The 13,992-nt window shown below is 70.7% G+C and carries 16 protein-coding genes and 3 tRNA genes; 4 read left to right on the forward strand and 15 right to left on the reverse strand.

Annotated elements, in window-relative coordinates:
- From ACWEFJ_RS00275 to rplJ, 4 genes are all read right to left on the reverse strand, one after another.
- The gene (locus tag ACWEFJ_RS00275; protein ID WP_378088376.1) at nucleotides 1–732 is read right to left on the reverse strand and encodes an MlaE family ABC transporter permease; all 732 of its coding nucleotides are present in this window, start codon (nucleotides 730–732) and stop codon (nucleotides 1–3) included.
- Nucleotides 733–782: 50 nt separating this feature from the next.
- The gene (locus ACWEFJ_RS00280; protein WP_449712463.1) at nucleotides 783–1,871 is read right to left on the reverse strand and encodes an ABC transporter ATP-binding protein; all 1,089 of its coding nucleotides are present in this window, start codon (nucleotides 1,869–1,871) and stop codon (nucleotides 783–785) included.
- Nucleotides 1,872–2,141: 270 nt separating this feature from the next.
- Nucleotides 2,142–2,531: a 50S ribosomal protein L7/L12 gene (gene rplL / locus ACWEFJ_RS00285; protein WP_378088289.1), complete on the reverse strand. Its 390-nt coding sequence runs from the start codon at nucleotides 2,529–2,531 to the stop codon at nucleotides 2,142–2,144.
- Nucleotides 2,532–2,594: 63 nt separating this feature from the next.
- Nucleotides 2,595–3,152 (reverse strand): 50S ribosomal protein L10, encoded by a 558-nt coding sequence (rplJ, locus tag ACWEFJ_RS00290; protein WP_449712464.1) that lies wholly within the window; start codon nucleotides 3,150–3,152, stop codon nucleotides 2,595–2,597.
- Nucleotides 3,153–3,414: 262 nt separating this feature from the next.
- On the opposite strand from rplJ, the gene ACWEFJ_RS00295 reads away from it, so the two are divergent.
- Nucleotides 3,415–4,152, forward strand: coding sequence for a hypothetical protein (locus ACWEFJ_RS00295; protein WP_449712465.1), 738 nt, complete (start codon nucleotides 3,415–3,417; stop codon nucleotides 4,150–4,152).
- Between the two features lie 60 nt (nucleotides 4,153–4,212).
- On the opposite strand, the gene rplA is transcribed toward ACWEFJ_RS00295, so the two are convergent.
- The 5 genes from rplA to ACWEFJ_RS00320 form a co-directional block, all read right to left on the reverse strand.
- The gene (gene rplA / locus ACWEFJ_RS00300; protein WP_378088283.1) at nucleotides 4,213–4,929 is read right to left on the reverse strand and encodes a 50S ribosomal protein L1; all 717 of its coding nucleotides are present in this window, start codon (nucleotides 4,927–4,929) and stop codon (nucleotides 4,213–4,215) included.
- 74 nt (nucleotides 4,930–5,003) lie between these two features.
- Complete coding sequence (gene rplK, locus ACWEFJ_RS00305; RefSeq protein WP_121224842.1) at nucleotides 5,004–5,438, reverse strand: 50S ribosomal protein L11; 435 nt, start codon at nucleotides 5,436–5,438, stop codon at nucleotides 5,004–5,006.
- Nucleotides 5,439–5,544: 106 nt separating this feature from the next.
- Nucleotides 5,545–6,375, reverse strand: a complete 831-nt coding sequence (nusG, locus tag ACWEFJ_RS00310) for a transcription termination/antitermination protein NusG (protein WP_449712466.1) — start codon at nucleotides 6,373–6,375, stop codon at nucleotides 5,545–5,547.
- A gap of 65 nt (nucleotides 6,376–6,440) precedes the next feature.
- Nucleotides 6,441–6,845, reverse strand: a complete 405-nt coding sequence (secE, locus tag ACWEFJ_RS00315; protein WP_449712467.1) for a preprotein translocase subunit SecE — start codon at nucleotides 6,843–6,845, stop codon at nucleotides 6,441–6,443.
- A gap of 38 nt (nucleotides 6,846–6,883) precedes the next feature.
- Nucleotides 6,884–6,956: transfer RNA gene (locus tag ACWEFJ_RS00320), tRNA-Trp, on the reverse strand.
- Between the two features lie 187 nt (nucleotides 6,957–7,143).
- Between ACWEFJ_RS00320 and ACWEFJ_RS00325 the strand changes: the two genes are divergently transcribed.
- The 3 genes from ACWEFJ_RS00325 to ACWEFJ_RS00335 all read left to right on the forward strand — a co-directional run bounded on the left by ACWEFJ_RS00325 (nucleotide 7,144) and on the right by ACWEFJ_RS00335 (nucleotide 9,585).
- Nucleotides 7,144–8,385: a pyridoxal phosphate-dependent aminotransferase gene (locus tag ACWEFJ_RS00325; RefSeq protein ID WP_449712468.1), complete on the forward strand. Its 1,242-nt coding sequence runs from the start codon at nucleotides 7,144–7,146 to the stop codon at nucleotides 8,383–8,385.
- 119 nt (nucleotides 8,386–8,504) lie between these two features.
- Nucleotides 8,505–9,086, forward strand: a complete 582-nt coding sequence (locus ACWEFJ_RS00330; protein ID WP_449712469.1) for a DUF4190 domain-containing protein — start codon at nucleotides 8,505–8,507, stop codon at nucleotides 9,084–9,086.
- A 109-nt stretch (nucleotides 9,087–9,195) separates the two neighbouring features.
- The gene (locus ACWEFJ_RS00335) at nucleotides 9,196–9,585 is read left to right on the forward strand and encodes an MmpS family transport accessory protein (RefSeq protein ID WP_449712470.1); all 390 of its coding nucleotides are present in this window, start codon (nucleotides 9,196–9,198) and stop codon (nucleotides 9,583–9,585) included.
- Here the strand turns inward: ACWEFJ_RS00335 and ACWEFJ_RS00340 are convergent.
- The 6 genes from ACWEFJ_RS00340 to ACWEFJ_RS00365 form a co-directional block, all read right to left on the reverse strand.
- A complete protein-coding gene (locus ACWEFJ_RS00340) occupies nucleotides 9,582–10,004 on the reverse strand; it encodes a MaoC family dehydratase (protein WP_449712471.1) in 423 nt (140 codons plus the stop codon). The two genes, ACWEFJ_RS00335 and ACWEFJ_RS00340, sit on opposite strands and share 4 nt — an antisense overlap.
- A complete protein-coding gene (locus tag ACWEFJ_RS00345) occupies nucleotides 10,001–10,450 on the reverse strand; it encodes an FAS1-like dehydratase domain-containing protein (RefSeq protein WP_378087405.1) in 450 nt (149 codons plus the stop codon). Before ACWEFJ_RS00345 ends, ACWEFJ_RS00340 begins: the two co-directional genes overlap by 4 nt.
- 76 nt (nucleotides 10,451–10,526) lie before the next feature.
- Nucleotides 10,527–10,691 carry a 50S ribosomal protein L33 gene (rpmG, locus tag ACWEFJ_RS00350; RefSeq protein ID WP_015105301.1) on the reverse strand — a complete coding sequence of 55 codons (165 nt, stop codon included), beginning with the start codon at nucleotides 10,689–10,691 and terminating at the stop codon, nucleotides 10,527–10,529.
- Between the two features lie 275 nt (nucleotides 10,692–10,966).
- Nucleotides 10,967–11,039 (reverse strand) — tRNA-Met (locus ACWEFJ_RS00355).
- Between the two features lie 44 nt (nucleotides 11,040–11,083).
- A tRNA-Thr gene (locus ACWEFJ_RS00360) sits at nucleotides 11,084–11,156 on the reverse strand.
- Between the two features lie 70 nt (nucleotides 11,157–11,226).
- On the reverse strand, nucleotides 11,227–13,830 hold the full coding sequence (locus tag ACWEFJ_RS00365) for a putative bifunctional diguanylate cyclase/phosphodiesterase (protein WP_378087408.1): 2,604 nt from the start codon (nucleotides 13,828–13,830) through the stop codon (nucleotides 11,227–11,229).
- Between the last annotated feature and the right edge of the window lie 162 nt (nucleotides 13,831–13,992).

Below are 13,992 nucleotides of genomic sequence, written 5' to 3' on the forward strand. Positions count from 1 at the left end.
TCAGCTCCCCTTCGCCGGGACGACCTGGAGGTAGATCGTGGTGAGCACGAAGTTCACGAAGAACAGCAGCAGGAACGTGATGACCACGGCCTGGTTCACCGCGTCGCCGACGCCCTTCGGCCCACCGGCCGGGTTCAGCCCGCGGTAGGCGGCCACGATGCCCGCGATGAACCCGAAGACCAGGGCCTTGATCTCGGAGATCCACAGGTCCGGCAGCTGCGCCAGGGCGCTGAAGCTCGCCAGGTACGCGCCCGGCGTGCCGTCCTGGAGGATCACGTTGAAGAAGTAGCCGCCCATCACGCCGACGACGCTGACCATGCCGTTGAGCAGCACGCTGACCAGCATCGCGGCCAGCACGCGCGGCACGACCAGGCGCTGGATCGGCGAGACGCCCAGCACCTCCATCGCGTCGATCTCCTCGCGGATCTTGCGCGAGCCGAGGTCCGCGCAGATCGCCGAGCCGCCCGCGCCCGCGATGAGCAGGGCCGTGACGATCGGGCTGGCCTGCTGGATGATCGCCAGCACGCTCGCCGCGCCGGTGAACGACTGCGCGCCGATCTGCCGGGTCAGCGAGCCGATCTGGAGCGCGATCACCGCGCCGAACGGGATCGACACCAGGGCCGTCGGCAGCACGGTCACGCTCACCACGAACCAGCACTGCTGGATGAACTCCCGCAGCTGGAACGGGCGGCGGAACGTGTTGCGGACGACGTCGATGCCCAGGGCGAACATCCGCCCGGTCTCGCGCAGCGCGCCCACGCCGGGGAACGCCGCCGGAGCGCTCACAGCACGCCCCCGCGCCGGGGCCACGGGGTCGGGGCCCCCGGGTTGGCGGTGATCGGCCCGGTCCGCTCGCCCGCGTCGGCCGTCGCGCGGTAGTGCAGGCGCTCCTCCGGCGTGAGGCTCGCGATGATGCCCTGCTGCGCCTCCGGCGGCAGGGTGTGCAGGATGCTCATCACCCGGTCCTTGCGCCGGCGGACCGCGCCGCGCGGCGGGAGGCCGGGCGTCGGTTCGAGCTGCGGCACGACGCCGCGCACGTCCTCGTCCGGCGAGCCGTCCGAGTGGCCCGCGTCGCGGTGCGCCAGCTCGGCGGCCATCGTGGCCTGGTCCTTCTCCTCCGACATGCCGATCGGCCCGATGCGGCGGCCGTTGAGGAACTGCTCGACCACCGGCTCGTCGCTGGTCAGCAGCACCTCGCGGGGGCCGAACATGACCAGCTCGCGGCGGAACAGCATGCCGAGGTTGTCCGGCACGGTGCGGGCCACGGTGATGTTGTGCGTGACGATCAGGATCGTGGCGTCGATCTGCGCGTTCAGGTCGATGAGCAGCTGGCTGAGGTAGGCCGTGCGGACCGGGTCCAGGCCGGAGTCCGGCTCGTCGCACAGGATGATCTCGGGGTCGAGCACCAGGGCGCGGGCGAGGCCCGCCCGCTTGCGCATGCCGCCGGAGATCTCGCCGGGGAGCTTCTTCTCCGCGCCGACGAGGCCGACCATCTCCATCTTCTCCAGCACGATCCGCCGGACCTCGGCCTCGGTCTTGCGGGTGTGCTCGCGCAGCGGGAAGGCGACGTTGTCGAAGAGGTTCATCGAGCCGAACAGCGCGCCGTCCTGGAACAGGACGCCGAACAGCTTCCGGATCTCGTAGAGCTTGCGCTCGGAGCAGCGGACCAGGTCGACGCCGTTGATGACGATCCGGCCCCGCTCCGGTTTCAGCAGCCCGACCAGGGATTTCAGGAAGACGGACTTGCCCGTGCCCGACGGGCCGAGCATCACGCTGACCTCGCCCGGGGGGAGGGTGAGCGTGACGTCCCGCCAGATGGTCTGCTTGCCGAAGGACTTGGTCAGGCCCTCGACGACCACCTCGACGCCCATCGCACCTCCCGGTCCCGGCCGACTTCGCCCGACGCCGGACAGGCCGGCGTCATACCGGTGCAACGAGGCCGCCTCGACGTGGTTACTCACCAGTTGGGTTAACCGTGGTCTCGGATGGGTAACGGTGCGCGCCCGCTCACCCCGCCACCCACCCCGCGATCACCGATGGTGGGCCGGCGCGCGCGGAGCGGTCAACATCACGGGCCGCAGACGGCAAGAAGGCGGGCACCCGGTCCGGGTGCCCGCCTTCGCGCGTGGGGTGACGCTAGATCACTTGAGCGAGATCTTCGCGCCGGCCGCCTCGAGCTTCTCCTTGGCGGCGTCGGCGACGTCCTTCGCCACGTTCTCCAGCAGCGGCTTCGGAGCGGACTCGACCAGCTCCTTGGCCTCCTTCAGGCCCAGGCCCGAGACGACCTCGCGGACGACCTTGATGACCTGGATCTTCTTGTCGCCGGCGCCCTCGAGGACGACGGTGAACTCGTCCTTCTCGTCCTCGACGGGGGCAGCGGCGCCGGCCGGGCCGGCAGCGGCGGCCACGGCGACCGGAGCGGCGGCGGTGACCTCGAAGGTCTCCTCGAAGTCCTTCACGAACTTCGACAGCTCCAGGAGGGTCATCTCCTTGAACGCGTCGAGCAGCTCTTCGGTGCTGAGCTTCGCCATGATGGCGGTCCTTTCTCTTTCAACGCCCGAACTGCGGCCGGGACGCGGAGTTTCTGGGTGTGATCAGCTTTCGGCGGGAGCGTCGGCCTCGGCGGCGGCGGGCGCCTCCGCGGCCTTCTTCTCCTGCAGGGCAGCGGCCAGGCGGGCGACCTGGGAAGCCGGGGCGTTGAACAGACCCGCGGCCTTGGCCAGGTTGCCCTTCATCGCGCCCGCCAGCTTGGCGAGCAGCACCTCACGGCTGTCGAGGTCCGCGATGGCGGTGACCTCTTCGACCGAGAGCGGGCGGCCTTCCATGTAGCCGCCCTTGATGACCAGGGCCTTGTTGTCCTTCGCGAAGTCACGCAGCGCCTTGGCCGCCTCGACCGGCTCGCCTTCGACGAAGGCGATGGCGGTCGGACCGACGAGCAGGGCCTCCAGGCCCTCGACGCCCGCGTCCTCGGCGGCACGCTTGACCAGCGTGTTCTTCGCGACGGTGTAGGTGGTGCCCGCGCCGAGAGCGCGACGCAGCGTGGTGAGCTGCGCCATGGAGAGGCCGCGGTACTCGGTCACGACAGCGGCCGAGCTCCCACGGAACTTGTCCGTGAGCTCGGCGACGGCCGAAACCTTGCTGGGCTTCGCCATGATCGCCTCCTCTCTGGGCTTAGGGACGCGCCGGTCGAGCCGAGAGGGTCGGGCAAAGCAAAAACGCCCCGGCGCAGCAGCACGGGGCGTGACGGGCGCGCGAACGCGCCTCGAGTCTTCCTCGTTCTCCTGCGCGGGCCGCCCGCTTCGCGGGACCTTCGTCCCCCGTCACGAGGACAGGGATGACCAGCGGTCTTTGGTGAACCGTCGTCAACGGTAGCAGGGCACTACCGCCGACCCCAAATTCGGCATGATGTGACGCGTGACCGAAGAGCCCCCCCGGCACCCGCCGCCGCCGGACATCGACCCGGAACAGCTCCGGCAGTTCCAGGAGTTCCAGCGGTTCCAGGAGTTCCAGCGCTTCCAGCGGGCCCAGGGCCTCGACCCGCAACCGGCCCTGCCCCCCGGCGGCACGCCGCCACCGCGCCTCCCGCCGTCCACCCCACCGCCCGCGCGCCCCCCGCGCAAACCGCTGTGGCGGATCCTGCTGGGCAGCAAACTCTTCCGCCGCCTGGTCTACCTGGTGGTCGCCCTGCTCGTCGCGTCCTACTTCTACGAGCAGTACTTCGGCGGCGAGGAGCCCGGCAGCGTGGCGGTCGACAGCGGCGGCGACAAGGGCAACATCATCGCGCCGACAACGCCATATGGCCTGCAGGGCACCGTGGCGCTGTTCTACAAGCACGTCATGGCGGACGACGACGGCCGCGCCTGTGTGCTGTTCTCCGAAGAGGCCGCGAAGAAGGCGTTCGCCGAGGCGTTCGGCCAGCCCGATTGCGCCTCGGCCGTCCACGCGCTCCACGCGCAGGTCACGAGGGAGGCCGACTACCGCCAGATCGGGTTCCCCTCAGACATGAGCGGCACCCCGACCACCGACCGCGTGGAGGTCAGCTCCTGTGCCCTCACCGTGAAGGGCGGACCGCGACTCGGGAAGTTCGTGCTGTCGGTCCAGGTCAACAAGACCTGGGTCATCACCGGCTACGAGGCCGAGAGCTGCCCGTGACGACGCGAAGCGCCCCCCGGCGGGAGGCCGGGGGGCGCTTCGGCGGTGCTTCGGGCGAGGTCAGACCGCGGCCTCGTCGGAGAGCAGGTTCCGGGTCCGGTTCGGGTCGACCGGGATGCCGGGGCCCATCGTCGTGGAGACGGTGACCTTCTTCACGTACCGGCCCTTGGCCGCGGACGGCTTGGCCCGCAGGACCTCGTCCAGCGCGGCGGCGTAGTTCTCGACCAGCTTCTCCGGCTCGAACGAGACCTTGCCGATCACGAGGTGCAGGTTGGCCTGCTTGTCCACGCGGAAGTTGATCTTACCGCCCTTGATGTCCGAGACGGCCTTGGTGACGTCGGGCGTCACGGTGCCGGTCTTCGGGTTCGGCATCAGGCCGCGCGGGCCGAGGATGCGGGCGATGCGACCGACCTTCGCCATCTGGTCGGGCGTGGCGATCGCGGCGTCGAAGTCGAGCCAGCCACCCTGGATGCGCTCGATCAGGTCCTCCGAGCCGACCGCGTCGGCACCGGCGGCCTCGGCCTCGGCGGCCTTGTCACCGGTGGCGAAGACGATCACGCGGGCGGTCTTGCCCGTACCGTGCGGCAGGTTCACGGTGCCGCGGACCATCTGGTCGGCCTTGCGGGGGTCGACGCCGAGCCGGATGGCGACCTCGACGGTCGCGTCCAGCTTGACCTTGGAAGTCTCCTTGGCGAGCTTGGCTGCCTCCAGCGGCGAGTAGAGCCGCTCCCGGTCAACCAGCTCAGCAGCGTTCTTGTACGCCTTGCTGCGCTTCATGCTTCTGTCCTTAAGTGGATCAGTTGTGGTGCGAGCCAGCGCGTGGCTCTCCCACGACTACGAGAGAGAAAAGATCAGCCTTCGACGGTGATGCCCATGGAGCGGGCGGTGCCGGCGATGATCTTCGCCGCCTGGTCGACGTCGTTGGCGTTGAGGTCCACCATCTTGGTCTGCGCGATCTCGCGCACCTGGTCCATGGTCACCTTGGCGACCTTGGTGCGGTGCGGCTCGCCCGAGCCCTTCTCCACACCGGCGGCCTTGAGCAGCAGCTTCGCGGCCGGCGGGGTCTTGAGCTTGAAGTCGAACGAGCGGTCTTCGTACACGGAGATCTCGACCGGCACCACGGTGCCGCGCTGCGACTCGGTCGCGGCGTTGTACTGCTTGCAGAACTCCATGATGTTGACGCCGTGCTGACCCAGCGCGGGGCCGACCGGCGGCGCCGGGTTCGCGGCCCCGGCCTTGATCTGCAGCTTGATGATCGCTGCGAGCTTCTTCTTCTTGGGTGGCATGTCAGTGCTTCCTGTTATTGCGGTGTCCGCGCGCGGCCCTGCCAGCCGCGGCGTGGCTGCCGGCGCCGGTCTTCACCGAAGGGGCGCCGGAGATTGTGTGTCCCGGTCAGATCTTGGAGACCTGGCTGAACGACAGCTCGACCGGGGTCTCGCGACCGAAGATCGACACCAGGACCTTCAGCTTCTGGCCGTCCGCGTTGACCTCGCTGATCGTGGCGGGCAGCGTGGCGAACGGGCCGTCCATGACGGTGACCGACTCGCCGACCTCGAAGTCCACCTCGACGGTCGACTTCGCGGGGACCGCGGCGCTCTTCTTGCCGGCGGCGGGCTTCTGCTCGACCTGGGGCAGCAGGAACTTCAGCACCTCGTCGATGGTCAGCGGCGACGGCTTCGACGTCGCGCCGACGAAGCCCGTGACGCCCGGCGTGTTGCGCACCGCGCTCCACGACGCGTCGTTCAGCTCCATCCGGACCAGGATGTAGCCGGGCAGCACCTTGCGCTGCACCTGCTTGCGCTGGCCGTTCTTGATCTCGGTGACTTCCTCGGTCGGCACCTCGACCTGGAAGATGTAGTCCTCCATGTCGAGGGTCTGGATGCGCGTCTCGAGGTTCGTCTTGACCTTGTTCTCGTAGCCCGCGTACGAGTGCACGACGTACCAGTCGCCGGGGGCGCGGCGCAGTGCCTCGCGCATCTCCTCGGCGGGGTCCGCGGGCTCGGCGTCGATGTCGGCGAGGGCGGCGGGCTCGACGTCCCCGCCGGACTCCACGTCACCACCGGACTCGACGTCGCCGCCGGACTCGTCCTCGACGGCAGCGGACCGCTCGGTGTCCTCCGTCGCCTCCGCCTGCTCGACGTCCTCGACGCCACCGTCGAAGTCCCGCTCGTCGGTCAGGTCGTTCAGCTCCTGGGCGTCAACGCCGCCGTTCTCGGAGGTCACTGTGGGTCTCGCTTCCTCTCATGCATCACATGCTCCGCCGCCACCGGGGGCGGCAGGTGGTCGGCTCAGCCGAACACCCTGAACATGCCCCAGGCGAAGGCCGAATCCAGGCCGAACACCAACGCCACCATGAAGGCCACGAAGACCAACACGACTCCGGTGTAGGTGATCATCTGCTTGCGCGTCGGCCAGATGACCTTCCGCAGCTCGCTGACCACCTCGCGGACGTACCGGACGATCCGGGCGAAGAAGCCGACCCGCTTCTCCGCGTCCGCCCGCGAGCGCGTGGGCCGACCCTTCTTGGTCGCCTCGGCGTCGGAGCCGGCCTCGGCCGCCTTCTTCGCCTCCGCGGCGTCCTTCCGGCCCGCCGGACGGACGGAACCACGGCGCTCGCGCCGCGCTGCGGCGGTAACCGGCCGGGACGCGCCCTCGCGCTCTTCCGGCTGGTCCTGCTCGCGGCCCTCGCTCATGCCGTCCTCCGCTCACCATCGCGCTTCGCGCTTCGACGCAGGGGCGACAGGACTTGAACCTGCAACCTGCGGTTTTGGAGACCGCTGCTCTGCCAGTTGAGCTACACCCCTTTGGGACCGGGCACCGCCGACCCCCTGGCTGGAGGCGTCCCGCACCCTCCTCACGTGGCCCGTGAGGCAGCGACTGGACGTTCCAAGACCGGAAGCATACGGCACCAGGTGCCCCTCCTTCCAACTGGCCCGGTCAGAGGGGGTGCCGGCCGCCTGCCCGGTTGTGCGATCTGCCACGATTGGCGGCATGGGCACGCCTGAGACGACCACCGGGACCAGTACCTCCGAGCACCCGCGGATCTCCCAGCGGATCGGCGGCATCGCCGAGTCCGCCACCCTCGCGGTCGACGCGAAGGCGAAGGCGCTCAAGGCGGCGGGGCGACCGGTGATCGGCTTCGGTGCGGGCGAACCCGACTTCCCGACCCCGGAAGCCATCGTAGCCGCAGCTCAGGCGGCCTGCGCGGACCCGCGCAACCACCGCTACACGCCCGCCGCCGGCCTGCCGGAGCTGCGGGAGGCCGTAGCCGCGAAGACCAAGCGAGACTCGGGCTACGAGGTCACCGCCGCGCAGGTGCTGATCACCAACGGCGGCAAGCAGGCCGTGTACCAGGCGTTCGCGACGGTCGTGGACCCGGGCGACGAGGTGCTGCTGCCCGCGCCGTACTGGACCACCTACCCCGAGGCCATCACGCTGGCGGGCGGCGTCCCGGTGCAGGTCACGGCCGACGAGTCGACCGACTACCTGGTCACGGTGGAGCAACTGGAGGCGGCGCGCACGCCGCGGACCAAGGTGCTGCTGCTGTGCTCGCCGTCCAACCCGACCGGGTCGGTCTACTCGCGCGAGCAGATCACCGCGATCGGCGAGTGGGCGCTGGAGCACGGCCTGTGGGTCATCACGGACGAGATCTACGAGCACCTGGTGTACGACGGCGCCGAGTCGGTGTCGCTGCCGGTGGCCGTGCCCGAGATGGCGGACCGCACGATCGTGCTCAACGGCGTGGCCAAGACCTACGCGATGACCGGCTGGCGGGTCGGGTGGCTGATCGGCCCGACCGACGTGGTCAAGGCCGCCGCCAACCTCCAGTCGCACCTCACCTCGAACGTGGCGAACGTGTCGCAGCGGGCCGCGCTGGAGGCCGTGTCCGGGCCGCTGGACGCGGCGCACGAGATGCGCGAGGCGTTCGACCGGCGCCGGCGGACCATCGTCGACCTGCTCTCGGCGATCCCCGGCGTGGAGTGCCCCACGCCGAAGGGCGCGTTCTACGTGTACCCGTCGGTCAAGGCGTTGATCGGCAAGCGGCTGCGCGGGGTGGAGATCACCGACACGGTGCAGCTCGCGGCGCTGATCCTGGAGCACGCCGAGGTGGCCGTGGTGCCCGGCGAGGCGTTCGGCACCCCCGGATACCTGCGGTTGTCCTACGCGCTGGGCGACGACGACCTGAAGACCGGCGTGACCCGCATGGCCGACCTGCTGGCCGAGGTCGAGTAGCACACACTTTCGACGCTCCGTCACGAAAGGCACCCCGTTCGGGGTGCCTTTCGTCGTAGCGGGACACATCGCCCCTACCACGGGTAGCTGTGATGTGTACCACTATCAGCGGAGGAGCCATGTCCCACCCCCAGCCACCGGCGCGCAACGGCTTCGGCGTGGCCGCCTTCGCGCTCGGACTCCTCGGCCTGGTCTTCAGCGCCTTCCCGGTCGTGGGGGCGATCGCGTGGCCGCTGGTCGTCCTCGGGGTGGCGTTCGGGGTCGTGGGCCTGGTCCAGGCCCGTCGCGGGCAGGACGGCCGGGGGTGGGCCGTCGCGGGGCTCGTGCTGTCCGTCGCCGGCATCGCGGCGTGCGCGCTGTGGGCCGCGGTGTTCGACCGGGCTTCGACCGAGGTGGACGACGCCATGGAGCAGCTGGAGGCGCAGGCCGATCAGCGGTCCGCGGTGGTCTTCGAGGTCACCGGCGACGCGCCGGCGGTCACGGTGGACCACTCCGCGGTCGGCGAGGTCGAGGAGCAGGTGACCACGCTGCCGTGGCGCAAGGAGTTCACCGTCAAGGGCGTGCTGCGCGGCGGCACGCTGGGCGTCACCACCGGTCCCGACGGCGGCACCGCGACGTGCAGGGTGACGGTGGACGGGGTGGAGCGCAAGACGGCGACCGCGACCGGCCCGAACGCCCGCGCCGACTGCTCCGACTTCTGACCCGCCTGCCCGCTCCAGGTAACTCTTTTGGGGGTCTGGTGTAACCGTCGGTAGAACTACACCGATGGTCCATTCAGTCCAGTCGATCTTCACCCGAGGAGCGCAGCCCATGGCGGAGACCGCCCCACCCGAGCGCCCGGTCCGCAAGTGGCTCGTGATCGCGGCCTCGGCGGTGCTGGTGGTGGGCGCGCTCGCGCTCGTGCTGTGGACCACCGCGCCCGAACCGCCGGTCCGGGTCGTCTACCACGTCACCGGCACGGCGAAGCGGGCCACCGTCACCTACTCGACGTTCCTGGACGACGAGACGCGCCGGGAGGAGCTGACGTCGCTGCCCTGGCGGGTGGAGATCGTCACGGTGGGTGAGCCCGAGCACGGCGTGCTCACGGTCACCATCGGGCCGGACGGCGGCGCGGTGGCGTGCGAGGTGGCCGTGGCCGACGTCGAGCGGCGGTCGGCCACGGCCACCGGCGCGCACACGAGCGCGCTGTGCGACTTCTAGGGGCGCAGCCGGACGCGCGCGGACGCGCCGCCGAGCACCGACTTGCCCTCGAACGACGCCGTCACGTTGACCTTGAACGTCCCGTCGTCCAGGGCCTTGGTGACCTTCGCGGTGACCTCCACGAGCGCGCCCTTGTCGTCGTCGGGCACCGGGACGGGCCGGCCGAACCGCACGCCGTACTCCACGACCGCGCCGGGGTCGCCCGTCCAGTCGGTGACGATGCGCGCGGCGAGGCCCATGGTGAGCATCCCGTGCGCGATGACGCCGGGCAGGCCGACCTCGGTGGCGAACCGCTCGTTCCAGTGGATCGGGTTGAAGTCGCCGGACGCGCCCGCGTACCGGACCAGGTCGGCGCGGGTGATGCGCAGCGACAGCGGCGGCAGCTCGTCGCCGACGGAGACCTCCGATGCGCGGATCACGCGCCCTCCCCCCGCACGATGAGCGTGCACCGGCCGGTCGTGACGGGCTCGCCGTCCTCCGTGGTGACCTCGGCCCGCAGCGCCAGCATGTCGTTGCCCATGCGCGTGGTGATGCCGTCCACGTGCAGCGACGTGGTCAGGCGGTCGCCCGCGACGATGGGTCGGTGGTGGACGAACGCCTGGTCGCCGTGCACCACGCGGCTGTAGTCCAGGCCCAGCTCCCGGTCCTCGATCAGGAGGTCGTTCACCTTCATCGACACGATGATCGCGAACGTGGGCGGCGCGATGACGTCGCGGTACCCGGCCGCGCGGGCGGCCTCGGGGTCGCGGTGCAGCGGGCTGGTCTCGCCGAGGGCTTCGGCGAACTCGCGGATCTTCTCGCGGCCGACCTCGTAGGGCGGTGACGGCGGGTAGGAACGTCCGACGTAGGACTGGTCGAGAGGCACGACGAGCAGGTTATAACGCGACGAGGCCCGCCCCCGGACGCGGGGACGGGCCTCGTCGTGAGGTCTGGCTACCGGCTCAGCGGGTTTCCTTGTGGGCGCGGTGCGTCTTGCAGTTCGGGCAGAACTTCTTGATCTCCAGGCGGTCCGGGTCGTTGCGCCGGTTCTTCCTGGTGATGTAGTTCCGGTGCTTGCACTCCTCGCACGCGAGGGTGATCTTGGGGCGTACGTCGGTTGCAGCCACGGTCCTTGCCTTTCTAGAGCTCGTGTGCCCCGGCCCGGCAGGGCGACCGCGGCGGGCTTACCACCACGGCGGGGATCCAGCGGAACCAACGGTACCCACCGGTCGGAACATTCCCACCCACGCCCTGTATCCACCGGCACCTGACCCATCAAGGTCAACCACCGGGGGGTCCAGGGGGGCTTCGCCCCCCTGGGCGGGGTCCGGGGGCTGCGCCCCCGGTGTGATGCGGAGCGAGAGGGCCTGCGCACTCCGCAGGCACACCTCACCCACTCGCGTAGCGGTGGCCGGACTTGAACCGGCGACACAGCGATTATGAGCCGCTTGCTCTACCAACTGAGCTACACCGCTGAGACAACGCAGCCGCGATGCACGAGCACCGCGGCCAGTTGTTGAGCCCCTTTACGGAATCGAACCGTAGACCTTCTCCTTACCATGGAGACGCTCTGCCGACTGAGCTAAAGGGGCTTGCTGTTGCTCTTGCAGCGAGGAGAACTCTACAACAGGGCCGCCTCGGGATGGAAATCGGGGGTGCCCTTCAGTGCACCAAGGTGAGCACCGTCTCATCCCGGGCTCCCCTCACCTGCACCGTTCGGGCCCGCAGCCACGCCTCGAAGCGGTCCTCGGACAGCGGCCGGGAGATCAGGTAGCCCTGCGCCACGTCGCAGCCCATGCCGACGAGCTGGTCGCGGGCGGCGTCGTCCTCGACGCCCTCGGCGACCACGGTGAGCCCCAGCGAGTGGCCCAGCTCGACGATCGAGCGGACCACGGCCATGTCGCCGAGGTCGGTGCCCATGCCGAGGACGAAGCTCTTGTCGATCTTCACCTCGTCCACCGGGAGCTGCCGCAGGTAGGCCAGCGACGAGTAGCCGGTGCCGAAGTCGTCCACGGCGAGCACGACGCCCATCTGGTGCAGCCGCCGCAGCACGGGTAGCGCGCGTTCCGGGTCGGCCATCACACCGGACTCGGTCAGCTCGAAAGTCAGCAGCTCGGGCGGCACCTCGTGGCGCTTCAGCGCCGCCGCCACCCGGTCCGGGAACTCCTCGTCGGCCAGCGTGCGCACGGACAGGTTGACCGCGATCGACATCCGCAGCCCGCGGTCGATCCAGAGGCGCACCCGCGCCAGCGCGGTGTCCATGACGAAGTCGGTGAGCACGTCGACGAGCCCGGTCGCCTCGACGGCGGGCACGAACTCGTCCGGGTCCACGCGGCCGAACTCGGGGTGCTTCCAGCGCACCAGCGCCTCCGCGCCGACCACCTGGCGGCTCGGCAGGGCGACCTTCGGCTGGTAGTGCACGGAGATCTGGCCGTTCTCCAGGGCGGACCGGAACTGGGTGACGAGCTGGAACCGGCGCAGGAAGATCTGGCCCATGCTGGGCGCGTACTGGCGCAGCGGCTCGTTGTCGCTGGTGGCCCGGACCGCCACGTCGGCGCGTTGCAGCAGCGCGTCCGGGTCGGGGTCCTCGACGTCGCAGTCGGCGGTGGTGACCCAGCCGACGACCGCGCCCGCCTCCACGGTGAGCCGGTCGACCGGGTAGGGCACGGACAGGGCGGCGCGCAGCCGTTCGGCGATCTCCTGGATCTGCTCGGCCTGCCGGTCCAGCAGCAGCGCGGCGAACGCGCCGCCCTCCAGCCGGGCCAGCGGCACCTCGGGCCCCAGCTCGTCGCGCAGCCGGCGGCCGGCGGCCACGACCATCCGGTTGCCCCACGCCTGGCCGAGCGCGTCGGAGACGGTGGACAGCACGTCCAGGTCGATGCGGACCACGACGGCCGTGTCGGCCTCGGCCATCGGCCCGTTCGCGGCCTCGCGGAAGCCCGGCCGGTTGAGCAGGCCGGTCAGCGGGTCGTGGTAGGCGTCGTGGCGCAGCCGGGCGAGCAGGCGGCGGTTGTCCACCGCGGTGGACAGGTGGCTCGCGAGCGTGCGCAGGAGCTGGATGTCGGCCTTGCCGAAGCCGCGCCACCGGCTGAGCCGGTCGTGCACCTCGATCGCGCCGAGGAGCTGGGTCGCCCCGCGCAGCGGCACGACCAGGGCTTCCTGCGCGTCCCGGCGGGTCAGGGCCTCGGCGACCTCCTCGCCCGCCTCCGAGCTGCGGAAGTACCGCACCTGCGCGCCGGGCAGCTGGAGCATGGCGTCGTCGCGCAGCACGCGCGGGTCGTCGCGGCGCATGCCCTGGGGCAGCGGCTCGCCCGCGACCAGCGTGCGCATCGGCGTCTGCGGGTCGGTGCGCAGCCGGAGCACGACGCGGTTGGCGTTGAGCTGTTCGCGGATGCGTTCGGCGATGGCCTGCCAGTCGTCGTCCTCGCCGCAGCCGTCGTCCTCGTCCGGCGCGGAGCCGTGCGGGCCGGTGGCGTGGCGGCCGGAGCGGGCCACGCGCAGCGAGACCTCGCTGAGCGCCTCCAGGTCGCGCTGCTCGCGCAGCAGCCCGGAGTAGGCGAGGTAGATGGCGGTGATGCCGAGGAACACCAGGCCGATGAGCAGGCCGCCCCACGGCGCCTTGTCGGCGATCTCGTAGCCGGCCAGGCCCGCGGAGGTGTTCAGCAGCGCCACCACGAGGGTCTGCGCGACCAGGCGCAGGCTCGGCGCGACCCGCATGCCCTTGCCCATGATCCGCAGCGCGGTCAGGCCGAGCACGCTGGCCAGCAGCGGCACCGCGATGGTGCCGACGAACGCGCCCGCCCAGAACGGGCCGCCCGCGCCGAGGAGCCGGTTGACCAGCTCGGCGACCGCGAAGGCCACCGAGATCTCCATGAACATCAGGCCCGCGTTGTAGACGGCGCGGTCGAGCACGCGGCGGCCGAGCAGCGTGCCGACGCCCGCGACCACGTGCGCGGCGAGCACGATCTCGAACGGCGCGACCAGCAGGCCGAGCACGAGCGGGATCTCGGTGAACGAGATGGTCCAGGCCACCCCGCTGCGCACGTCGACGTTGATGGCCAGTTGCTCGGCGAGCAGGAAGCCGACCACGAGCAGCGGACCGGTCCACAGCAGGCGGACGTCCGGTTCGGTGTCGGGCAGCCACTTGCCGACGAGGTAGGCCGACAGCGCACCCGCGACGAGGAGCAGGACCGCGAACACGCTGAAGGCGCGGTTCGTGGACCGGGTCGGCGCGCTGGGCGCCGTGGCCGACGCGTGGTCGGACATCGAGCCTCCTCGTCGGCCGTCGTCGCGGTGGGCCGGGTCGCGGCCTACGGGCTCCGGGCGTGACTGAGGGGTCCCGAAGACCGACCAGGACCCCTCCAAGGCTGCCAATGTACCCCGGTCGGGGGACGAAATGGCAGGTCGTGTAGCGGAATGCCACCGGAA

This window comes from Actinosynnema sp. NPDC004786 (assembly GCF_053601135.1).